This window comes from Streptomyces sp. NBRC 110028 (assembly GCF_001417735.1).
In the GTDB taxonomy this organism is placed as follows: domain Bacteria; phylum Actinomycetota; class Actinomycetes; order Streptomycetales; family Streptomycetaceae; genus Streptomyces.
Window position 1 is genome coordinate 150,104 of the sequence record NZ_BBUZ01000025.1, and the last position, 20,278, is coordinate 170,381.

A 20,278-nucleotide genomic window follows, 5' to 3' on the forward strand; every position below is an offset into this window, starting at 1 on the left:
GCTATGGGCTAGGCGCTGACTCGGGCTTGCAGATAGCTGCTGAGCAGCCGTACGTCCTTGGACGTATTCTGCAGGCTGTTCCAGTTGGGCTGATGGTCATCTCCGAAGTTCCATTTCCCCGAGGTCCAGGCCACGTGCTCTTCCAGCCCACGCAGAATGGCACGGACGTCATCCCAGTCGACCTTGTCGACCGGGACATCCGCAGTGAGCCGGTCCATGACGAAGCCCATCGCCTGGATGCCCACCCCATGGGTCAGCCTGGACTCCTTCGGGGGCTTCCCCCACGCCTCGCGGAAGATGCTTGCCACTGGCGTCCAGAAGGCCAGCAGGTGGGCCAGCATCCGCTCCTCGTCCCCGGTGCCGTCGGTGGCGTTGCGGTACTGGTACAAGGCGCCCTCGTAGATGCTGTGCTCCAGCATCTTCAGAACGCTGTTGTCCTTGATGTCTCCGGTGGGGGATGTGGGACTGCTGATCCTTCCGCTGAAGGGACCGTCCCCCATATTCAGGTGGACCATGAGCCTCGCGGCGAGTGCCCTGCGCGCGAGAGAGCGCGGCAGCTGGCCGGTGGTCTCGGGCAGGAGCTCGTACACGAGTCCCTTGGGGAGCGGCTTGGTGGAGTTGACCAGGATGAACTGCGACCGCTGCTCTTCCTGCCCGGATGCGATGAAGCCCACGGCGGCGACAGGGAACTCAGCGAGGTCAGCGTCCCTGATGGCGGCGCTGCGCTGCTGTCCGTCCACGAGCCAGGCAGGCTTCTCGTCGTCGGCCAGTGACTCGTCGACCGGGATGATCAGCTCGCCCGGGATGGAGTACTTCACATCGCCGCCGCGGACCGCTGGTTCGAACCTCACCCGCTCGTCGAACGCGAGGACCACGGCGTTAGGGAGCATCGCTCCCTCGGACTCGAGGTAGCGGCGGATTGAGCGGATGTGGCTGAGGACCTCGGGCCGCTGGTACCCCTGCAACCGCTTCTGGTCATCACGGCGGATGCGCGACACGGCGGCGAAGTCGTGCAGTTTCTTGCCGTCGACGGCGAAGCAGTAGATCTCCTTGGTGCCTTGGAGGATCTTGAGGGCGGGTAGCTTCAGCTCGTAGCGGTCGGCCACATCATCTCCTGTTGGGTTACTTTGGGTGTTATGCGCGTTCTGGGTGATTATGTGAACGACAGCTTGCGCATCTTTGCTTCGAGTACCGTCATGTTATGGAATCCGCGGCGCTTGTTACGCTCGGACCCACGGAATATGACCATCTCGATCTTGTGTTCCCGGCAGAGGTCACATGTGCAGTGCTTCCATGGCCTGTCAGCCAGCGTGGCGCCGTATCGCTTCAGTTGGTTGTCCAACTGCTTCAGCTTCTTGGCATCGCCGAGGAGCACCTGGTAGCGGCGCAAGGCATCCAAGACCTCTGAGGCATCCACCAAATCCTTGTCGTAATCACGCAGCAGTTGAAGGCACTCTCGCTCGGCCTTGATTGCTTCGGATTGGGATACGACGCCGGCCAGGATCAATCGCTTGAGAGCTGGATTTCCGTCGACCTGTGGAACGCGAATCGCCGTATAGGCCTTATCTGCGGTGTGATAGTTGTTGCGCTCATCCATAAAGGCCTGACGGAAAGCAGAGGTGCTATCGAAGCTTTCTACGTGAAATTTCGCGAATTCTTCCATGCTGTCTACGCGAGTGATTCCGAGGAGATGGAAGTCAACTCCTTCTGCGCGAACTTGTGCAATCCTCTTCAGGCACGCCACGATCTCGGGCGTCTTTAGTGGAACCATGCCACCTAGGGCAATCCGCTTGTAGCCCATTTTCTGAAGTCGGGCAACGCTGTCGGCGTAGCTGTCCGGGCTCCAGCCCTGTGCTGCGCCGACCGGTTCGAGCTTGTCGTCTTCTTCCAGGATCTTGGAATTGCGTGATCGGACAGCAGCGATGAATTCTTCAGCCAACTCCAGCGAGATCTCGCGTCGCTTTACCCATGCAGGGTTTGCGTCCTCTTCGGTGAGTTCGGGCTCATATCCGAAGATTACGTGGTCGATGCTGATTCCGGAGTTGAACTTGCAGCCGATATAGAAGTCGAGTACCTGATCAACCGTATAGGGTGGGCGCTCTTCGTTGATATAGTTGAAGGCTCCGCAGTCTCCCAGACTGCTCATCGTCTTGGGGAGCCTGAAGAAATTCCGCACGCCAAGCCGGTAGAGACGTTCACGCTGCGGTGCGCTGTACTTACCCGCCCCCTTGACGGACCCGTCGACAATGGCCTTGCTGACCAGGATGCCGTCGTAAGGTGCCGGCTTCACAGCCTGATGGGCGTAGAAATCGTCCCGTTGTCGGACGCGAAAAGGAGAATACTCGTCATTGAGGAAGTCATAACTCGGACTGACCTGGTCCTGACTGTCCGGAAAGTAGAACCTCACGCTGCGCCCATCCTTGCCTTCTGGTAAACGCGAATCAGGTAATTTGACAGGATGTTGATGTGCTTTGTGATGTTCTCCAATTCGTTCCAGTTGTAGTTAATCTCGGGCCAGCGCCCCTTGGTCCAGCGGCAGTAGGGTTCGACCAAGGCCAATTCGGCCATGACCTTGCTGTACGCCTCATCCGAGTTGATGTCTACTTCAAACATCACTCTCTCCATGACGCGGTCCATGAGCTGTCCCATTGACCGAATGCCGACGCCGTGCATTAGTCGGCTCTTATTGGGGGAGATTCCCCAGGCGTCAGGAAAGGTGTCTCGCACGGCCGTCCAGTAGACGACAAGGATCTTGCGAATGGTGCTCGTATCAATGGTTCCGCTGGACAAGTCTTTGTAAGGGAAGAGCACCCCAGAAGGCGACAATGACGCGGTGATCGCCTGAAGCAGACTGTTGTCCTTAACGACCGTCTCAGATTTCCGGCTAGCTGTCGTCGACGCTTGTTTGATCAGGCCCTTAAAGGGTGAGTCGCCATCCTGGCTTAGTGCATTCACCAAGATCGCCGGAAGTTTACGAGCCGAGAGCTTGGTAGGCAGTTGAGTGTTTACTTCCGGTAGGAGTTCGGAAACCAGGTCGCTGGGGAGCGGCGACACTGTATTGACCCGCAAAAACTGCTCGCGCTGGACATGCAGATCTTCGGAAACGAAGCCAGCCACTGTGATAGGCAACTTGGCATTCCGAGTACGGGCAAGGGCCAGGCTCCGCTGCTGGCCATCAACGATGAGAGCCGGACGGGGAGCCTCCCGTGACTCTGGCAGTGGGATCTCAAGCATCCCAATGGTTGCAAGGCCGTCGCTAGGGTTCGGTCCGCGGCTTCCTCTGAAGCGTACTGAGGATGGGAGTGCGAGGATGAGTCCGTTCGGAAACAGCACCTCGTCCCCGTCCAGATACTCCAAGATCTGCTTTACGTGCTGTTTCTTCTCGGGGCGCTGGTAGCCGAGGAGCTTTCCGGCCTCATCGCGTGAGATCCGCGCAACGTCGGCTACGAGGTCGACTTCTCCGGCTTCCAGGGCAAAAAGGTACAAGGGGATGTCGGGGTGCTGATTGATCCGCAGAGCTCTGCGTGTGATGAGGTTCTCGGTCACTGATCCCCCATGGTTCGCTTGAACAGGGTGGCAAACCTGCTTTGTTCACATGCTCGGCCGCTGTCGCGCAAGATCCGCAACAGCCGCGTCCGTGAGATGCCCGGTTGAGCCTCCGTCTCCTGCCTAATGAAGGCGATGACCTCTGCATCGGCCATGGGCTGACGGTTGAGTTGTTCCGGCCTCGGTACAGCCGACGCCCACTCGTGCCAGGCGGACCTGGTGGTCTCAGAGGTCAGTCGACTGTCCTCGCAGTGCTGGAGCCAGGAAGCGGCCATGCGGACATTGAGGCTCGTGAGGGTTCCGCCGAGCGCGAGTCGCAGCCCTGCATCGGAGGCGACTCTTCGGATGCCGGGGATCTCTTCGACACCGCCTACCAGCAGCGCCTCGCTCGCAACGGCACCCAGAGCTCGGAGTTCGGCTTCCATGGCCTTCGCGTAGACCTCGGACAGAACCATCAAGATGGGCCCGCTTTTTCCGAGTTCCTGCAATGTTATGCGACTTTGTCCCTCTTGTAGGTACTTCCACCACTGGGCGCTTCCATCCGCAGAGGTGGCTACCGAGTCAGCGTGTCGCGTGCTGAATGTCGCCGCGTATGCCGGGGCCGGCTCGGATGCTGGCCGAAGGCCCAGGCCGGCGGACGCGACCCATAGCCGTGCGTCGAAACCAGCCTTGGCGGCCGTAGCGACGAGGCGACGCGACTGTGTCCAGTGGTCGCCGCAGTAGAGCCTGTCGAGTGGATGGGTAGCGGAGGCGTCCGCGACGCGCCCCTTCCAGATGGTCGAGCGTTCCTCCACGGTCCCAACTGGCAGTGACCTTGCGTGCAGTGAGGCTTCCGGCGCTACAGCCTTACGGTCCGTACATGTGACCACAAGTGAAAGTTGCCTCACGCGGCTCGGCTCCCGACGCTCATAACTACCAGTCTGTCGTCGTTACTCTACCTGTCACTTTTCGCGTAGGCTGCCGCAGTACACACGGAGCTAACTAGGAGCAGGCATGGCGGAGCGTCCCGCGATCGTTCTACTGAGTGGTGGACTGGACTCAACGACCGTTTTGGCGATCGCCAAGGACCAGGGCTACGCGCCGTACGCGCTGAGCTTCCGCTACGGGCAGCGGCACAGCGTGGAGCTTGAGGCTGCGAAGCGTGCGGCTGAGGCGCAGGGGGTCGCTCGGCACGTCATCGCGGACATCGACCTGCGAGTTTTCGGCGGATCCGCGCTCACGTCGGACATCGACGTTCCGAAGCATGAGTCTCTGGACGACGCCGGGGACAAGGACACCGGCAGTAGCGTTCCCATTACGTACGTCCCGGCACGCAACACGATCTTCCTCTCCTTCGCCCTCGCCTATGCGGAGACGGTTGGGGCGAGCGACATCTTCACCGGAGTGACCGCGGTCGACTACAGCGGCTACCCGGACTGCCGCCCTGAGTACATGGAGGCCTACGAGCGCATGGCCAACTTGGCCACCCGCGCCGGGGTCGAGGGCACGCAGCGTCTCAAGCTCCACTCGCCGCTCATCGCCATGTCGAAGGCCGACATTGTCCGTGAGGGCCTGCGCCTCGGCGTGGACTACTCCCTTACCTCCTCTTGCTACGACCCGGACGAGCAGGGGCGGGCATGCGGACATTGCGAGACCTGCCTGCTCCGCCTCAAGGGCTTCGCCGAGGCCGGCGTCACCGACCCCGTGCAGTACCAGGGCGCGTGAGAATGACCTACCTGGTCAAGGAGATCTTCTACACCCTGCAAGGCGAAGGGAGTCACGCAGGCCGTCCAGCCGTCTTCTGCCGCTTCTCCCGGTGCAATCTGTGGACGGGCCTTGAGAAGGATCGTCACCGTGCGATCTGCCAGTTCTGCGACACAGATTTCGTCGGAACCGACGGGGAAGGCGGCGGCCGGTTCCGGACCCCGGACGACCTCGCTCAAGCCATCGAGCAGGCGTGGCCGTCGTCATCCAGGGAGCACCGCTTCGTGGTGTGCACCGGCGGCGAGCCGCTTCTACAACTCGACGAAGCGGCGATCGACGCGCTGCACGCCCGCGGCTTCGAGGTTGCCGTAGAGACGAACGGCACCCGCGTACCGCCGAACGGCATCGACTGGCTCTGCGTCAGCCCCAAGATCGGCTCCGAACTGGTCGTGACTAGCGGAGACGAACTGAAGCTGGTCTACCCGCAACTGGGCGGCGACCCCGGTCAGTTCGAGCATCTGGATTTCCGGTACTTCCGGCTCCAGCCCATGGACGGCCCGGACGTTGAAGCCAACACCAGGGCGACTGTCGACTACTGCATGAAGAACCCGCGCTGGATCCTCTCTCTCCAGACGCACAAGTATCTGGGAATTCAGTAATGGAAATCTTCCGCGAGTTCACCTTCGAAGCTGCACATCGCTTGCCCAACGTGCCCGAGGGCCACAAGTGCGCGCGCCTGCACGGCCACTCCTACAAGGTCATCGTCCATGTCGAGGCTCCCGTCGACCCCGAGTCGGGCTGGGTCATGGACTTCGGCGACCTCAAGAAGGCCTTCAAGCCCCTCGAAGCGCAGCTCGACCACTACTACCTCAACGACATTGAGGGCCTGGAGAACCCGACTAGCGAGGTCCTCGCCCGCTGGATCTGGGAGCGGCTGAAGCCGACCCTGCCCGACCTCTCCGCGCTCACCGTTCGCGAGACGTGCACGTCTGGCTGCACCTATCGGGGCGAGTGAGCGATGCACGACATCCAGAACGAGACTGACACCCGCGGCATCGAGATCGACGATGTCGGCATCAGCGGCCTGCGCTACCCGCTGTACTTCGAGGACGGCCACCTCCGCCAGGAGGGCATCGCCGAGATCGACGTGACCGTGCGGCTCCAGCATGACCGCCGGGGCACCCACATGAGCCGCATGGTGGCTCTCGTCCACGAGCACCTTCGCCGGTTCGATCCGCGCAGGCTGCCGCACGTGCTGAAAGTCGGTGCGGACCTACTGGATGCACCGGCGCTCGCGGTGTCAGTAGCCGTCCCGCTGAGCACGACCGTAGTCGCGCCAGCGACTGGCGCCGAGTCGTACCAGGTCCACGATGTCCGGTTCGACGGCCGCTGGGACGACGGAGACACGACGGTTGTCACGTCGGTTACCACCGAGGTCACCAGTCTGTGCCCGTGCTCGAAAGCGATCTCTGACTACGGCGCCCACAACCAGCGCAGCCGCGTCACGCTGTCCGTGACAGGGCACGGGGACACTCCCTATCCGTTTGGGGTGCAGCAGGCCGTACGACTCTTGGAACGGTGTGCGTCCGCTCCCGTCGTGCCCTTGGTAAAGCGTCCAGATGAACGTGTGCTGACGATGCAGGCCTACGACCACCCTGTGTTCGTCGAAGACATTGCCCGCGAAGTCAGCCACGTCTGCCGCGAGCGGGGTCTTCGTCACTCGGTGAGGGTCCGCAACCTAGAAAGCATCCATAGCCACGACGCCGTCGCATACGTCGCCGGGTGAGTGAGCATCGGGTAGAAGCCACTGCCGCACCGTTCTGCTCAGATCGGGTGGAGACCACGACAGAGCAGTGAATGATGTGGCCCATGCTCTCGCATCCGTTGCTGGAAGTTGAAGCCGTTGATCTGTTGGAGCCGTATCTGGAAGGCGTGGGCAGCATCTTCCGTGCCTTCCGCGACCAGGACTCCGGCTGCCAGTCTTACGGGGTGGCTGTCGGCGATGAACGGTGGTTCGTGAAGGGGGCAACCACTCCGCCGGCAGCACGCTCTTTACGTCGAGCCGTGGACGTGCACCGAGCGGTGCAGCACTCGGCGATCGTGCCTCTGCGGCACCACTTCCAACTCCGAGATGGCCTGGCGCTGGTCTACCCCTGGGCCGAGGGCGAGGTCCTATATCACCCCACGGCCCATGCACACGGGGGCCGCGCAGCCCCAGACAGCCCGATGGCCCGGTTTCGCAGGCTGCCTGTCCCTGACATTCTGCGGGCGTTGGACGAGATCCTGGACGCACACCTGGCTGTCGAGCAGGCAGGGTTGGTCGCAGTCGATCTATATGACGGGTGCTTCCTATACGACTTCGAGGCGCACCGCATGGTCTTGTGTGATCTGGATGAGTACCGGCCTGGGCCCTTCATCGTGGAAGACGAAAGGCTTCCAGGGTCACGGCGCTACATGGCGCCCGAAGAGTTCGTCAGCGGCTCGATCATCGACATTCGCACAACCGTGTTCGTGCTTGGCCGCGCGCTACGTCTACTCCTGGACGCCGGTGATGAGGAGCAGGCGTGGCGCGGCTCTCCTGTTCAACTGGCCGTGATTCAGCATGCGACGGCCGACGATCCTGCTCATCGGTACCCGTCTGTCGAGGCGTTGACGCAGGCATGGCGTGGCGTATGCGGTGGTTGATTTCTAAGGTGCGCGATGTACTCGGCTGAGCGAGTGGCCAGCCGAGGCCCCGGCCCACCTGCGCGGCCGCGGTCATATGGGCGCCGCGACAGTCTCGGTGAGCCGGGCCGCGCTATGCGCAGGCGCGGCGGAGGTCCTGCTGTTCGCGGACCTGGCCAACTCCACCAGCAACGGCCACTACCAGCGAATCGGGTACCGCCCGATCGCCGACTTCGCGGTGTACGACTCTTAGTGTGGCGCGCCGGAGATCCGTCGAAGAAGTCTGGAGGGCCGCGGGCAGCGCAGCGAACACGTGGCTGGCGCGCCGCCTCGAAGCCGCAGCACCTGGACCCAATGCCCGCCTGTATCACGTGGTCCGTGCGGCATTGGATGGGCAGACCGAAGCCCTTGTGGGCGTGGTTGACGATGTCCTGGCTCGGGCCGGCGGACGCTTGTGGGTCGGATAACGGCGTGGCGGCACTCCGTGAGTGGCGGGAACGCTGCTGCCCGCGTGCCGATCGCTACCCTGAGAGGCCCATCGGCACGCGGGCAAGCGGGGACAGGCCCAGCCATTGGTCCGCGTCAGCAACAGGGCCCGGTGCCTCGGCAGATCCGCAGACGAGGAGTGGCACGGTGGTGAGTCGAAGGTGGCATGACTTCGAAGGCTTGCCGCGCCTGTGAAACGCAGCCCGCTCACATTCGCAGATCATTTGCGGGCCAGTCGTTCTTGACCAGTTGGCTGAGCGTCGCGGTGTGCGTCCGCTTGAAAGTCGTCTCTCGTGCCCGCACTCTGGCACAAACTACTCGTACGAGCTGACCGTGACGCTGGAGGCCCGGGGCGTCGGACGGGAGTCTATTGGCGGTGGGCCTCCTGCCCGCGAGCTTCCCGGCTGAGACCAGAGCTGCGAGAGTGCGCCGGCTTGAGGAACCAACGGCGGGCCGAGATGAGCCACCAGGCGCCGCAGAAGCCGACGACGACGCCGACGGCGATGGGTGCGTAATTGAACGTGTGCGCGGTGATCGGTGACGTCTGCGGCAGCATGAACAGCACGGTGATCACCAAGACCCATGCGATAGCGATCGTGCCGACGATGGTGGACCAGGAGCCGAGGTGCCAGGGGCCGCGCTCGAACCTGTCGCCCTGGCGCAACCGGAGGAAGGTGGGGATCACGTAGGCGATGTAGAGACCGATGGTGGCGATGGAGGTGACGGCCGCGTACGCGGTGCTGTTCCACAGGTAGGGCAGCCCGAGAGCGAAAGCCCCACCGGTGGCGAGCCAGACGGCGTTCGTGGGGGTACGAGTGGCCGGGTTGAGCTTGTGCCACGTCCTGGAGAAGGGGAGCGCGCCGTCGCGGGAGAAGGCGTAGATCATCCGGGAGTTGGCGGTCACCGAGGCCATGCCGCAGAAGAGCTGGGCGACGATGATGACCAGCAGCAGCCACTTGCCGGTCGCCGCGCCGAGGGCGTCCATCAGGATCTGCGCCGGTGGCACCCCGGTGGTCGACTCGAGCGCGCCCGAGTAGGAGTGGATGGCGTAGGTGAAGCCGAACAGCAACACGAAGCCGGCGGCGAGGGAGACGAGGATCGAGCGGACGATGCCCTTGGGGCCGGCGGTGGAGGCGTCGATGGTCTCCTCGGTCATGTGGGCGGAGGCGTCGTAGCCGGTGAACGTGTACTGGGCCATGAGCAGTCCGATGAGCACCACGTAGACGCTCGACGAGAAGCCGGTGTTGTTGACGAACTCGCCGAAGACGAAGCTAGTCGACTGATGGTGGTCAGGGATGAGCACCAGGGCGCCGCAGATGACGACGACGCCGAGGATGTGCCACCAGATGGACACCTCGTTGAGGAAGGCGACGATGCGCACGCCGAAGGTGTTCAGTACGCCGTGCAGGACGAGGATGATCCCGAAGAGCGTGATGGTGTGGCCGGGCGTGGCGGCGTAGCCGAACTGCAGGTCCAGTAGGGCGTTGAGGAAGGTGGCGGCGCCGAAGTCGATGCCCGCGGTGACAGCTATCTGGCCCAGGGTGTTGAACCAGCCGGTGAACCACGCCCACGCCGCGGCCGTTCTCGCGGGCGCCATGCGGTGCGCCCAGAAGTAGAGGCCCGCGCTAGTGGGGTAGGAGGAGCAGACCTCCGCCATGGACAGCCCGACGAAGAGCGTCATGAAGCCGACGAACAGCCAGCCCCACATGATCACCGCTGGCCCGCCGGTGTTCATCCCGTAGCCGTAGAGCGTCATGCAGCCGGACAGGATGGAGATGATCGTGAAGCTGACGCCGAAGTTGGCGCGGCCCGACATGGAGCGGGAGAGCGTCTGCTGGTAGCCGAGTTGCTTCAGGCGTTCCTCGTCAGAGACGCGAGATACATCGAGGGGCACAGGATTTCCGTCCTTCGTTTAAGGGGTAGTTCGAGGGTTCAGCGGCGTCGGCGCCGAGGTGGGCTGTAGGCCCAGGCGCGGTGCCGCAGGAATAGGTCGCGGGCCCGTCCGCAGTACGACCACGGGACCTGCGTGGCGTACGGGCCGATCGCGTCGAAGACCTCCAGGGCCTCGCTGTGACGGTTCGCGAACGACAGGGCGTGCGCTAGGTAGTTGGCGTCGTCAGCGAAGCAGGCGTGCGGTCGCGGGGCGCGGTAGCGCCACCAGCCCTCCAGCACGTGATCGATTTGCGGGCAGTCGACCCATGGATGGATCGTGAGCCCGTAAGCGTCGCGGTCCTGCTCCTGGCGGGTCCGGTGGGCCTCGGCGATCACCACGAGTGGCAGAACCGCGATCGGCAGCCCTTGCGGAGCGATGGCCGCCTGCTCCTCGGCCCACCACATCGCCTCGCCCTGCTGGCCGTGGTAGCGGGGGAGCAAGAAGGTCACGACCTCGTGGTGTGCCTCGCGATTCCAACGGTCCCGCTTGACGATCTCGTCCCACACCGCGTTCAAGGTCTTACGGTTTGGGGCGTGGCTACGTAGCAGCGCGAGCATCACCACCAGCGGCGCTACATCCTCGGGCCACGTTTCCACGGCCGTACGGCAGGTGGCCCAGGCTTCCTCCATCAGGCCCCGGCCGCTGCTGCCTGGGCCGGCGATCATGGCCCGGAGGGCCTGAACGTTGGCCAGGAGGGCGAGTGCGTGCGGCGAGCGCGGTTCGGCCCTTGCCCAGGTGTCGGCGAACCGCAGGCGGGCTCCGGCCTCGGCGAGTACCTGAAGGCGGAAGATCCGGCGGTCCCAGTCCGTGCCGGTCGCCGCCAGCAGATCTCGTGCCCCCTCCCAACGGCCCATCGCGGCGTCCTCCACCGCCGGCCGCAGCGCGACGTCGTCGCGCGCCGGGTGCTGGTCGAGCGGGACGCTCTGGTCGCTCCGGTGCCGGGCAATCACTGGACCTGCCAGGTCATCCGAGGTTCGTCATACACGAACCCGAGCGACGTATACAGCGGCTCTCCCTCTGGGCTGGCCGCGAGGCTGATGCGCTTGCAGCCGCGCACGGCCATCCAGTCCATGAGGGCCGTCACCACTGCCCGGGCGTAGCCCCGCCTGCGGAACTCTGGATCGGTGGCGACGGTGCTGATGTCACCGTTGAACGGCTTGCTGCTCCCTGGGCCAGGAAGCCGGGGTAGAAGAAACCCCACCGCACAGGACGCCACGCGGCCGGGAGCCGCATCCACCACGAACGCGGCGGCCGTGTCCGTGCCATGGAGCATGGCAACGAACACCTGCTGGCACTCCTTGACCCACGGTCCGTCCGGTACATCCCGGGGCCTGCTCCAAGGCACCGCCGGGCAGGTCAGCGATAGCTGGCGCAGGCGGGCCAGCTCCCCGGCGTCGGCGGCCACCGCCCGTCGCACGGGCACGCTCACAGCCGTTCCTCCCGTTCAGAAGTGTGTTCTTGATTGCGGCGGTGCCCGTGAGATCCGTATCCTGCTGGGCAACGCGTTGATGGAGACGAGTAGCCCGGGATCACGCGAGCCGAGAGAGCCGCCGGAAGCTGGAAAGGCGGCCTCGCGCCCCGAGGCGAAGACCCTCCTGAGCGCGGGGAGGAACGACCCCGTTCGGTGGTCCAATGCCCCGCCGGTTGGCCCCCGTCAGCGGGCCCGAATGAGGCCGCCACGCTGTGGCGGCGAAAGTGCGGTGGCACCGCGAGTTGCCCTTCTCGCCCGCACTCCCAAGGGATCATGACGACGTCCTTCGGAGGACCGCAATGATCCAAAGCCGCGTACACGTCTCTGACCTGCGAGAACACGTCGGCCGTACCGTCACTGTCTGCGGGTGGGTAAACACCCTGCGCCTGCAGCGCAAGATGCAGTTCGTCATCGTGCGGGACAGCACCGGCATGGTGCAGGTGACCCACAAGCGTGACGAAGGGCCGCTTGAGGCCCAGCTCGAAGCTCTCACTCCCGAATCCGCAGTCAAGATCACCGGCCGTGTCGTCGACGCCGAGCAGGTCAAGCTCGGCGGCCTGGAGCTCGTCCCTGAGTCGGTCGAGGTCCTGAACTTGGCCGCGACGCCGCTGCCGATCGACGAGCAGACCGGCATTGAGCATCGGCTGGACTGGCGCTTCCTGGACGTGCGCCGTCGGACCGCCACACAGCTGATGTTCGCCGTGCAGACCACCCTGGAACAGGGGATGCGCGAGTACGCCTACGCGCAGGGCGCCACGGAGATGCACACCCCCAAGCTCATGGGCACGGCCTCGGAGTCCGGAGCGGAGGTCTTCAAGCTCGGTTACTTCGGCCGCAGCGCCTACCTGGCGCAGTCGCCGCAGTTCTACAAGCAGATGGCGATCTCGGCCGGCATCGAGAAGGTCTTCGAGATCGGCCCCGTCTTCCGTGCCGAGCCGTCGTTCACCTCCAGGCACGCCACCGAGTTCACCGGCGTCGACGTCGAGCTCGCCTGGATCGACGGCGTCGAGGACGTGATGGCGTTCGAGGAGCAGATGCTCGCCCACGCGATCGCGAAGGTCGCCGACTCCCATGGTGAGGCCATCCGAGAGCACTTCGGTGTGGAGATCACTGTCCCGACGACGCCCTTCCCTCGCATCACCATGGCCGAGGCGCACGAGATCCTGCGCAAGGGAGGCTGGGACCCGGAAGGGATCAAGGAGGACCTGGACCCGGAGGGCGAGCGCAGCATCAGCGCCCACATCCAGGAGGCCACCGGGCACGAGTTCGTGTTCATCACGCACTACCCGGTGAGCATCCGGCCCTTCTACCACATGCGGCCGGCCGACGACCCGAGTGTGACTCTGAGCTTCGACCTGCTGTGGAAGGGGCTGGAGGTCACCACCGGCGCGCAGCGCGAGCACCGGTATGACGTGCTGCTGAAGCAGGCCGCCGAGAAGGGCATGAGCCCAGAGCCGTTGCAGGACTACCTGAACGCGTTCCGGTACGGCTGCCCGCCGCACGGTGGCCTGGGCATGGGCCTCGGCCGGGTGCTGATGGTGCTCCTCGGTCTGGAGTCGATCCGCGAGGCCACCTTCCTGTTCCGCGGACCGAACCGTCTCACGCCGTAACCGGCTGATGGGCGCGTCCCACGACACGGGCCGATGCCTCGTGTCGTGGGACGCGGTCTCAGTAGCGGACGCTGCGCAGGTCATGCGTCCACGCCTCGGCAGGGTTCTTGTCCCAGTAGGCCCGCAGTGCCAACTCCCTCTCGGAGAAGCGGCCCTGGTGGCACAGGCCGCCGTGGGAGAGGGTGACGCTCATGGCGAGCGACGACTCGGTGGTGACCCAGTGGGGGGTCAGGGCATGGCTCCACAACAGGTCGCCGGGCTGCATGACGACCGACTGGCGGTCGGCCGCGTCATGCTCGGGCGGCTCCTCACCCGTCGTCTCGCCGATCACCGCGGCATCGGCCGAGAGGTGCTTGTCGGGGAAGAGGTAGCTGTGGAACGTCTTGCCGCCATGCACCTGCCAGACCAGGCCGTGCGAGTTGTCGTTGTGGTACGTCGAGGACGCCCCTTCGGTGGACAGGAAGAGGATCGGAGCCAGGCGCTGCCAGGTGAAACCCAGGGTGGACAGATGGGCGCGCCAGGGGATCATCACCTCGTCCTGGAAGCCGTGCAGAAGGTCGTCGTAGAAGCGGCTGAGGTTGAAGTGCACCAGCCGGAACGGCCACGTGACGATCTCTTCGAGCGGGGCGGTGCGGAAGGCGGCGGTGCGATCCATACGCACCTGCCAGTCGTCGTCCCCGAGGATCGTGAAGCGCACCTCCGTGTCCTGGCGGATGTGGTCGAGGACGTCGATGGCGGGCAGGAACGTGTAGTCGAAGGCGACCTCCAAGGAGAAGTTCGGCGGTTGCCGCCACCGATGTGTGAAGTCGTCCGGTGTCGTGATCGTCATAAAGCGGTCCATGGAGTCGTGTGCGTAGCGCCGCTCACGCCGGCGCGGCGCACGACGCCGCGCGGTCGTCGGATGCGGCGGAGGATCGGCAGATGGCAGCGCAGTCCGGGGTCACGCGGTCCTGCGCCGGATCGGTCAGGAACTGTCTGATGCTGGCCCGAGGTGCATGAACGCTGACTGATGCCTGGCCGTAGGGACAGCGCCGTATGTGACCGTCCGCGGACACGTACGCGGTCGCTGAGCGGCACGACCACCGCTCGCCCCCCGTCGGTGGCAGCTGGAGGTCCCGGAGCTCGCCGAGGTAGGCCCGGTACCGATCGGACAGGTTGAAGTAGCGGCTCAGCACGTCGGCGTCCAGATGCTGCTGTACCAGATAGTCCTGGACCGACTTGCCGTCCCGGCGCAAGGCGCGTTCGTCGAGGACGACGGGGCTGAACTGGACCTCCACGCCTGCCTCGGACACGAGGTCGGCCAGCTCCTGGCCCTCATCGTCGCTCAGGCCCCAGCAGGTGACGTGGAGGATCTTCGTCTCGGTGCTGATGGCGCGTAGCGTGGCGATGCCCGAGGCCGCTGTGCGGGTGGTGCGTCCCAGCAGCATCGCGCCTTGTGAGTCGGCGGACACGGTCACGTTGCTCAGTAGGTGGGTCACGTGGGAGAGGGCGATGACCTCGGCCACGGAGCGAGCCGAGGTCACCATCGACACCGACATGCCGAACTGGTGCGCCAGCCGTACAAGTTGCCTGAGCTGCGGATGATGGGTGGGCTCGCCACCCGTCAGACATACGCCCTCCACGCCGGCTTCCCGCAGCCGCGACAGCGTGCGTGTGTACGTCGCGGTGTCGAGGAAGCCGTGAGCACGGTCAGCGCGGAAGCAGAAGCCGCAGGCCACCTTGCAGTGCCCGGCCGTGGAGACCAGCGCCGTACGGACGTGGACGCTCATTGCACCCCCGTGTTGTCCCACACGGCGATCTCCACGGTGCTCGTGTAGAACGCGCACATCTCGGGATCAGGGCTCCTGCCTCCGACGAGGGCCTGCTCGTTGCGGGAGGGGCCGCCGCAGATGGCGAGCGCCGGGCAGTTCCCGCACTCGGGGATGGGCGCGACGTTCTTCGCCACACCAGCCAGTCGTCCTGGATCGGCACGCAACTCGTCCAGGGTGTGCAGGAATGACGGCTCGGTGAAGTTGATGTCGCACAGGCTGACCCGGTTGCCGGGCAGCAGGGCGGCGTTCAGACTGCGGTCCCCCTGCATGTGGTCGAACAGCATCGGCCGACGGGTGTCGAGGGCCTGGAAGGCGCGGTCGAGGACAGAGAACAGCATTCCGCCGCGACCCAGGGCGGCCAGGCGCGCCTCGTACAGCTCCTGAGCCAGGTCGGCGCCCTTTACCTGCCAGCGGCCAGCAGTCGGGATGGGAGTGTTGACGTAGATGAACTTCAGCCCGAGGTCATCGATGATCCACCGGACAGTCTCGGCCAAGCGCCCGATGTTCGCGGCCGTCGGGGTGAGGTTGCAGCCCACGTGCAGCCCCTCCGCCTCGACGAATCGGGCGACGTTGCGGCGAATGCGGTCGTCTGCGGGCTGTCCGCCGAGCAGAAGGCGGTGGGCGGAATTGATGCCCGGGGGGCCGTCGATGGAGATGCCGACCCCGTACTCGTACGCGACGAAGTGGGCGAGGGCTTCGTCGGTCAGACGGGCCCCGTTGGTGACGACCGTGCGCCGGACCCTTGCAACGTCGTATCGGTCGGCGAGGGTATCTGCGAGCCGGTCGCCGTACTGCATGAGGTCGAAGCGGATCGTCGGCTCGCCGCCGAACCACTGGATGGACACCTCTTCCTGGCCGGCGTTCTGCTCGAACAGGAACTCCAGGCCCTCCGACAGCTCCTCCTTCGTCATGTCCGGCTTGCCGGTGTTCGTATCGACGAAGCAGTAAGTGCAGGCCATGTTGCAGCGGTCGGTGAGCACTACGCGCAGACCACTGATGCGGTCAGGTGTGGCGTCGAGCCCAAGGAGTCGAAGACGGTTACGGAGTGCTTCTCGCCGGTCGGCCACGGGGCCGTCGGAGGTGAAGCCGAGCCCTGCGAGGGCTTCATGAGTCGCGGTCGGGGGGACCCCGGCGAGGTCGTGGACCTCGCCGGAGTCGATGAACACACTGTCCAGCCCGACCGGGTCGAGGAGAACTGCTTCCCCGTCCCGCTCGTACTGGAAGTACTTCCCCCACAGCATCCGGGGGACGGCCATGTTGGTCAGGCCGCCGTTTCCTCTTCGGCGATGCCGAGCTCGGCCATGACCTCGCGGACCTTGTCCTCGGCGGTGGCCTGGAGCTTCGCGGAGGTGGCCGGCGAGCCACCGTCGGCGAGGACGATCACGCCGGGCAGGGTCGGGTTGGGGGCGATGACCGTGATGCCGGCCGGGTCAGTGCCGATGACCATGATCGCGTCCTTCAGTTCGACCCAGTCGGTCTGCTCCTTGAGCGCGTCGATGATGCGGCCCTGCTTCTCCTGGAAGGAGGCCCGCTCGCCCATCCAGACGCCCGCCTTGGACTTGGAGTCCACGACGTCCGCGTAGATCAGGTGGTCCTTCTTCTCTCGCCTGGGCTGAGGCACAGTTGATCCTCTCTGTGTGTCGGACGTGCTGGAACAATCACTTGCATCCGCCGGGGTCCGGCGGGGGCCGCCCCACGGGGAGTGGGTGGGGCGGCGTCTAGCCGCTCTGCGGCAGCTCCCACGGGGAGGAGTTCAGGCCGCAGAACGAGTCCTAATGGGGGCCTTCGCGCTCCAGGCGCGCCTTGATCAGGGCGCGGTGAAGCCCGTCAGGTGAGATCACGGCACGGGGGCCGGTGGGCAGCCGGTGCCAGTGGAGTCCGGGGCCGGACGTCCGCTTCGCCGAGGGGACGAGAACGTGGCAGGACGGTCCCAACGCGACAGTGCCCTGTTCCTCCCACCGTTCAGCGGTGCCGACCGGCGTCAGGAAGTACATGCGCGGCTCACGGCCGCCGTCGTCGAGGACGACGGACCCGACAGGCAGCCCCTGCTCCTCGATGAGCTCTACGGCCCTGCGGCCCACGTGCTCGGGCGCACGGATGGCGTCCCACCACGTGCCGGCGGGACACAACTCCGGCTCGCTGCCGAGAGGCATCCACCTCGGCAGTCGAGTGGTCGGGATCGCGTCCGACATAGGAAAGGCCCCCTCACAACTGAGTGTGAGAGGACCATTCCACGCTGGAGGCGGGTGTGCGCGGACAAACTGTCCGCACCCAATTCAGGCCAAGTGCCGCAAGGGTAAAGGGAGTTGTGCTACGCGACTCCGGCCCAGGTGCCGAACGCGGACAACTCGGCTGACGGGTGCGTGTCCATGCGCAGCAGCGAGCCGAGCGTTTCGCGCACAGATGGGTGGAATCGCGTGTGGTTCGGTGCGATCTTCCGGGCTCGCTTCAGCTCTGCGAACGCTCCGCCGCGGTCACCTTCCGCCAGGCGTGCGGAGGCGACGTCGATGTGATGGTGGCTGGATCGCTCACCCACCGTGGAGGCAGGCGGCGCCCATGCCGCTCCGCCCTGTCCCCATTCAGCGAGCCGGGCGAGGGCCTGCTCGCTGTCGCCGGTGTCGATCAACGTATGCACCGAGTGGATCTTGATGTTTGTGGGGCCGAAGCTCATCTCGTAGGCCAGGCTGTCCCGGTTGCCGGCCATCAGCGCGACCTGCTCTGCTTCGCGTAGGAACTCTTCCGCTGCATCGGGGTTGTTGTCCCGCGATTCCACGACCGCCAGCTTCAGCAGCAGTGCCCCGTCGACCGCGAGCGCGTCGTCGGTGTACGAGTGCTCCGGCTGGGCTCGCTCCAACTCGTGCCGCAGACCCTTGAGCTTGCGACGAGCCGACTCGGTAGCTCCCTGCCGCAGCATCGACCCCGCGACCAGGAACCCGGCCGTGAACTGCATGAGCGGATCGCCACTGCGGTCGGCTGCCCACCGCACCCTCTCCAAGGCCGTATTGCCGAGGTCGTGGTGCCCCATCTTGTGGGCCAGGCTGTTGACCGCACGGTATGCGCGGGCAAGATGCCAGAACGCCTTCTGCTGTTCATCGCCACGCGCGCTGAGAGCAACGTGGGTCAGTTCTGTGATCACCGGAGGGAGCAGCGGCCCCATCGGCACGTACCGGGCATCACGCCGGAGAGCGGCGATCTGGTCCACCTCGGAGGCCAGGACCGGCAGAGCGCGTGGGCGCGACTCCAACTCATCTGGGGTGTCGAAGCACAGCAGGATGCGCCTCAGCTCCGGAATGACGGCGTGCACGCCGTCCTCCGCCTCGGGGTCCCCGTAGTACGGCTGACCGGTCAGCACCTCGGGGCCGAAGTGCAGGGCCCTCGACAGCGCGAGAATCAGGCTCGGCGTCGCCTTCCGCGCGCCGGACTCCAGCTTCTGCACCAGGCTGGGGGAGACCGCGACCCGCTGGGCAAGTTGCGCGGCGGACAGTCCCCGCGTCTTGCGTGCCACCCGGAGTCGGTCCCCCAGCATAACGCTCTCATTCACGTCGGCTTCCCCTCGCTGATCGGAGCATTGTGGCCAGAGTACGTATTGCGAATGGTGCCCAGAAGGCCCGTCGCCAAGAGTTAACGGACCAACGGAGAACCCGTAGATCGGCGTCAGGACATCCGTGCGGCTGCGCGCGGTTCCCTGGACGGCACCGTGACATCTCGATCAACGGCCTGCGAGCCGTGATCGCTCACCAATGATCTTCCACATCGCACGAGAGGTAGTCATGGGACCGAGTGACCACACCGCGTTACCCGCCGACGCCACAGTCGAGAGCGATAGCGTCGGCGCGGTGAGCACCGACATGATTGCTACTCCCGATGCCGCAGCCGAGCGGCTTCGCCATGCCCTTGTCGACAGCGTCCGCAAGTCCGGGTACGCCTGCACGCCTTCAGTAGAGACGGCGATGAGGGCCGTGGCCCGCCACCTGTTCGTGCCCGAAGCGTCACTCAAGGACGCCTACGCCAACGCGACAGTCCACATTAAGTACGACAGCGACGGGGCATCCATCAGCTGCGCCTCACAGCCCGACATCGTCGCCCTCATGCTGGACCAGCTCCAAGCGCAGCCCGGACACACGGTGCTGGAGCTGGGGGCCGGCACCGGGTACAACGCCGGACTGCTGGGCCACATCGGACCGGCCACGTCACCACCATCGACGTCGACCAAGATCTCGTGGACGGGGCCCGTGCCCACCTCTCGGCGGCCGGGGTCGAGAACGTCGACGTCATGCTTGGCGACGGTGCACTCGGACACTCCCAGGGCGCGCCCTACGACCGGATAATTGCCACGGTCGGCGCGCACGGCATTCCCCATGCATGGATGGACCAGCTCGCGCCTGGAGGGCGGCTGGTCGTAGCTCAGCGGCTGCGCGGCAGCGTGTGCCGCTCGATCGCGTACGAGCGACAAGAAGGGGCCTGGCGCAGTGTCAGCAGCCAGTTGAACACGTTCGTGCCACTGCGTCAGGGCATCGCTGATGATCCACGGTGCATGGTTCCGCTGACCGCCGACGGCTCCGTCCGCGTCCAGATCAACGAGGAGCAGGCAGCCGACGCGGATGCTCTCCTCGGCGTGCTTGACCAGCCGGCACATGAGGCATGGTCTGGGGTGACGTTCCGAAGCCGAGAGTCCTGGGAGTGGATGTGGCTGTGGCTCGCGTGCACCATGGACAACGCCTTGAGCCGCTTCGAACCCGATGCTCCGGCAGTCGAGCGAGGGCTCGTCCGACCGCGGTTCCAGTACATGGCCGTGGTCGACAAGGGCGCCATTGGCTACCTGGTCAATCGCCAGGCAGAGAAGGATCAAGACGGCCGCCAACTCTACGAAATCGGTGTCGTCGGGCATGGCCCCGGCGCTGACGAACTGGTTCAGCGTGCCGTCGCGGAGATGCGTACCTGGGACAGCGGGTACCGCGACCGTGAGGTCCAGTTCGAGATTCAGCCCCTCGACAGCGATCCACTCGATCGACAGCCTGGCCGCTTCGCCTTTGACAACGCCCTCAACCGGGTCGTCATCGAGTGGCAGTGACAA

At 65.1% G+C, this 20,278-nt stretch carries 21 protein-coding genes and 1 pseudogene; 9 read left to right on the forward strand and 13 right to left on the reverse strand.

Annotated elements, in window-relative coordinates; translation table 11 throughout:
- Nucleotides 1–8 precede the first annotated feature (8 nt).
- Genes dbpB (ASC60_RS13215) through ASC60_RS42830 form a run of 4 tightly spaced genes read right to left on the reverse strand, consistent with a single transcriptional unit; the run spans nucleotide 9 to nucleotide 3,971 of the window.
- Nucleotides 9–1,106, reverse strand: coding sequence for a DGQHR domain-containing protein DpdB (gene dbpB, locus ASC60_RS13215; RefSeq protein WP_030951618.1), 1,098 nt, complete (start codon nucleotides 1,104–1,106; stop codon nucleotides 9–11).
- Nucleotides 1,107–1,153: 47 nt separating this feature from the next.
- Complete coding sequence (dpdA, locus tag ASC60_RS13220; protein ID WP_055550327.1) at nucleotides 1,154–2,407, reverse strand: tRNA-guanine transglycosylase DpdA; 1,254 nt, start codon at nucleotides 2,405–2,407, stop codon at nucleotides 1,154–1,156.
- Nucleotides 2,404–3,546: a DGQHR domain-containing protein DpdB gene (gene dbpB, locus ASC60_RS13225; RefSeq protein WP_030951621.1), complete on the reverse strand. Its 1,143-nt coding sequence runs from the start codon at nucleotides 3,544–3,546 to the stop codon at nucleotides 2,404–2,406. Before dbpB (ASC60_RS13225) ends, dpdA begins: the two co-directional genes overlap by 4 nt.
- Nucleotides 3,543–3,971 carry a hypothetical protein gene (locus tag ASC60_RS42830; protein ID WP_234356929.1) on the reverse strand — a complete coding sequence of 143 codons (429 nt, stop codon included), beginning with the start codon at nucleotides 3,969–3,971 and terminating at the stop codon, nucleotides 3,543–3,545. Before ASC60_RS42830 ends, dbpB (ASC60_RS13225) begins: the two co-directional genes overlap by 4 nt.
- A 568-nt stretch (nucleotides 3,972–4,539) precedes the next feature.
- Here ASC60_RS42830 and queC point away from each other — a divergent pair.
- From queC to ASC60_RS39080, 6 genes and pseudogenes are all read left to right on the forward strand, one after another.
- Complete coding sequence (gene queC, locus ASC60_RS13235; RefSeq protein ID WP_055550331.1) at nucleotides 4,540–5,250, forward strand: 7-cyano-7-deazaguanine synthase QueC; 711 nt, start codon at nucleotides 4,540–4,542, stop codon at nucleotides 5,248–5,250.
- Nucleotides 5,251–5,252: 2 nt separating this feature from the next.
- Nucleotides 5,253–5,888 (forward strand): 7-carboxy-7-deazaguanine synthase, encoded by a 636-nt coding sequence (gene queE, locus ASC60_RS13240; protein ID WP_031477140.1) that lies wholly within the window; start codon nucleotides 5,253–5,255, stop codon nucleotides 5,886–5,888.
- Nucleotides 5,888–6,244 carry a 6-carboxytetrahydropterin synthase QueD gene (gene queD, locus ASC60_RS13245; protein WP_030951629.1) on the forward strand — a complete coding sequence of 119 codons (357 nt, stop codon included), beginning with the start codon at nucleotides 5,888–5,890 and terminating at the stop codon, nucleotides 6,242–6,244. Before queE ends, queD begins: the two co-directional genes overlap by 1 nt.
- A gap of 3 nt (nucleotides 6,245–6,247) precedes the next feature.
- Nucleotides 6,248–7,015, forward strand: a complete 768-nt coding sequence (locus ASC60_RS13250; RefSeq protein WP_055550332.1) for a GTP cyclohydrolase I FolE2 — start codon at nucleotides 6,248–6,250, stop codon at nucleotides 7,013–7,015.
- Nucleotides 7,016–7,098: 83 nt separating this feature from the next.
- The gene (locus tag ASC60_RS13255) at nucleotides 7,099–7,914 is read left to right on the forward strand and encodes a hypothetical protein (RefSeq protein ID WP_055551057.1); all 816 of its coding nucleotides are present in this window, start codon (nucleotides 7,099–7,101) and stop codon (nucleotides 7,912–7,914) included.
- Nucleotides 7,915–7,951: 37 nt separating this feature from the next.
- Nucleotides 7,952–8,146, forward strand: a pseudogene (locus tag ASC60_RS39080) (GNAT family N-acetyltransferase); the annotation flags it as partial.
- Between the two features lie 600 nt (nucleotides 8,147–8,746).
- Here the strand turns inward: ASC60_RS39080 and ASC60_RS13260 are convergent.
- The 3 genes from ASC60_RS13260 to ASC60_RS13270 are packed head-to-tail and all read right to left on the reverse strand — an operon-like array spanning nucleotide 8,747 to nucleotide 11,741.
- Complete coding sequence (locus ASC60_RS13260) at nucleotides 8,747–10,273, reverse strand: amino acid permease (RefSeq protein WP_055550334.1); 1,527 nt, start codon at nucleotides 10,271–10,273, stop codon at nucleotides 8,747–8,749.
- Nucleotides 10,274–10,311: 38 nt separating this feature from the next.
- Nucleotides 10,312–11,262 (reverse strand): hypothetical protein, encoded by a 951-nt coding sequence (locus tag ASC60_RS13265; protein WP_234356930.1) that lies wholly within the window; start codon nucleotides 11,260–11,262, stop codon nucleotides 10,312–10,314.
- Nucleotides 11,259–11,741: a GNAT family N-acetyltransferase gene (locus ASC60_RS13270; protein ID WP_199830951.1), complete on the reverse strand. Its 483-nt coding sequence runs from the start codon at nucleotides 11,739–11,741 to the stop codon at nucleotides 11,259–11,261. Before ASC60_RS13270 ends, ASC60_RS13265 begins: the two co-directional genes overlap by 4 nt.
- A gap of 341 nt (nucleotides 11,742–12,082) precedes the next feature.
- Here ASC60_RS13270 and aspS point away from each other — a divergent pair, with 341 nt between their 5' ends.
- A complete protein-coding gene (aspS, locus tag ASC60_RS13275; RefSeq protein WP_055550337.1) occupies nucleotides 12,083–13,393 on the forward strand; it encodes an aspartate--tRNA(Asn) ligase in 1,311 nt (436 codons plus the stop codon).
- 58 nt (nucleotides 13,394–13,451) lie between these two features.
- Here the strand turns inward: aspS and ASC60_RS13280 are convergent, their stop codons facing one another.
- From ASC60_RS13280 to ASC60_RS13305, 6 genes are all read right to left on the reverse strand, one after another.
- Nucleotides 13,452–14,222, reverse strand: a complete 771-nt coding sequence (locus ASC60_RS13280; protein WP_055550338.1) for a hypothetical protein — start codon at nucleotides 14,220–14,222, stop codon at nucleotides 13,452–13,454.
- Nucleotides 14,223–14,256: 34 nt separating this feature from the next.
- Nucleotides 14,257–15,162, reverse strand: a complete 906-nt coding sequence (locus ASC60_RS13285) for a radical SAM protein (RefSeq protein ID WP_055550340.1) — start codon at nucleotides 15,160–15,162, stop codon at nucleotides 14,257–14,259.
- A complete protein-coding gene (locus ASC60_RS13290) occupies nucleotides 15,159–16,460 on the reverse strand; it encodes a radical SAM protein (RefSeq protein ID WP_055550342.1) in 1,302 nt (433 codons plus the stop codon). Before ASC60_RS13290 ends, ASC60_RS13285 begins: the two co-directional genes overlap by 4 nt.
- A gap of 5 nt (nucleotides 16,461–16,465) precedes the next feature.
- Nucleotides 16,466–16,825, reverse strand: a complete 360-nt coding sequence (locus tag ASC60_RS13295; RefSeq protein WP_055550344.1) for a hypothetical protein — start codon at nucleotides 16,823–16,825, stop codon at nucleotides 16,466–16,468.
- A 151-nt stretch (nucleotides 16,826–16,976) separates the two neighbouring features.
- A complete protein-coding gene (locus ASC60_RS13300; RefSeq protein ID WP_234356931.1) occupies nucleotides 16,977–17,357 on the reverse strand; it encodes a hypothetical protein in 381 nt (126 codons plus the stop codon).
- Between the two features lie 158 nt (nucleotides 17,358–17,515).
- Nucleotides 17,516–18,730, reverse strand: a complete 1,215-nt coding sequence (locus tag ASC60_RS13305) for a helix-turn-helix domain-containing protein (protein WP_267892792.1) — start codon at nucleotides 18,728–18,730, stop codon at nucleotides 17,516–17,518.
- 322 nt (nucleotides 18,731–19,052) lie between these two features.
- On the opposite strand from ASC60_RS13305, the gene ASC60_RS44045 reads away from it, so the two are divergent.
- Together ASC60_RS44045 and ASC60_RS44050 are read left to right on the forward strand one after the other, a co-directional pair.
- Nucleotides 19,053–19,532, forward strand: a complete 480-nt coding sequence (locus tag ASC60_RS44045; protein ID WP_370592917.1) for a hypothetical protein — start codon at nucleotides 19,053–19,055, stop codon at nucleotides 19,530–19,532.
- On the forward strand, nucleotides 19,424–20,275 hold the full coding sequence (locus ASC60_RS44050; RefSeq protein ID WP_370592910.1) for a hypothetical protein: 852 nt from the start codon (nucleotides 19,424–19,426) through the stop codon (nucleotides 20,273–20,275). Before ASC60_RS44045 ends, ASC60_RS44050 begins: the two co-directional genes overlap by 109 nt.
- Nucleotides 20,276–20,278 lie beyond the last annotated feature (3 nt).

Excerpts from the sequence above, each read along its gene's own strand:
- ASC60_RS42830 (WP_234356929.1), bottom strand. The coding sequence starts at position 3,971 with ATGGAAGCCGAACTCCGAGCTCTGGGTGCCGTTGCGAGCGAGGCGCTG.
- queC (WP_055550331.1), top strand. The coding sequence starts at position 4,540 with ATGGCGGAGCGTCCCGCGATCGTTCTACTGAGTGGTGGACTGGACTCA.
- queE (WP_031477140.1), top strand. The coding sequence starts at position 5,253 with ATGACCTACCTGGTCAAGGAGATCTTCTACACCCTGCAAGGCGAAGGG.
- queD (WP_030951629.1), top strand. The coding sequence starts at position 5,888 with ATGGAAATCTTCCGCGAGTTCACCTTCGAAGCTGCACATCGCTTGCCC.
- ASC60_RS13250 (WP_055550332.1), top strand. The coding sequence starts at position 6,248 with ATGCACGACATCCAGAACGAGACTGACACCCGCGGCATCGAGATCGAC.
- ASC60_RS13255 (WP_055551057.1), top strand. The coding sequence starts at position 7,099 with ATGCTCTCGCATCCGTTGCTGGAAGTTGAAGCCGTTGATCTGTTGGAG.
- aspS (WP_055550337.1), top strand. The coding sequence starts at position 12,083 with ATGATCCAAAGCCGCGTACACGTCTCTGACCTGCGAGAACACGTCGGC.
- ASC60_RS13280 (WP_055550338.1), bottom strand. The coding sequence starts at position 14,222 with ATGACGATCACGACACCGGACGACTTCACACATCGGTGGCGGCAACCG.
- ASC60_RS13285 (WP_055550340.1), bottom strand. The coding sequence starts at position 15,162 with ATGAGCGTCCACGTCCGTACGGCGCTGGTCTCCACGGCCGGGCACTGC.
- ASC60_RS13290 (WP_055550342.1), bottom strand. The coding sequence starts at position 16,460 with ATGGCCGTCCCCCGGATGCTGTGGGGGAAGTACTTCCAGTACGAGCGG.
- ASC60_RS13300 (WP_234356931.1), bottom strand. The coding sequence starts at position 17,357 with ATGCCTCTCGGCAGCGAGCCGGAGTTGTGTCCCGCCGGCACGTGGTGG.
- ASC60_RS13305 (WP_267892792.1), bottom strand. The coding sequence starts at position 18,730 with ATGCTGGGGGACCGACTCCGGGTGGCACGCAAGACGCGGGGACTGTCC.
- ASC60_RS44045 (WP_370592917.1), top strand. The coding sequence starts at position 19,053 with ATGATTGCTACTCCCGATGCCGCAGCCGAGCGGCTTCGCCATGCCCTT.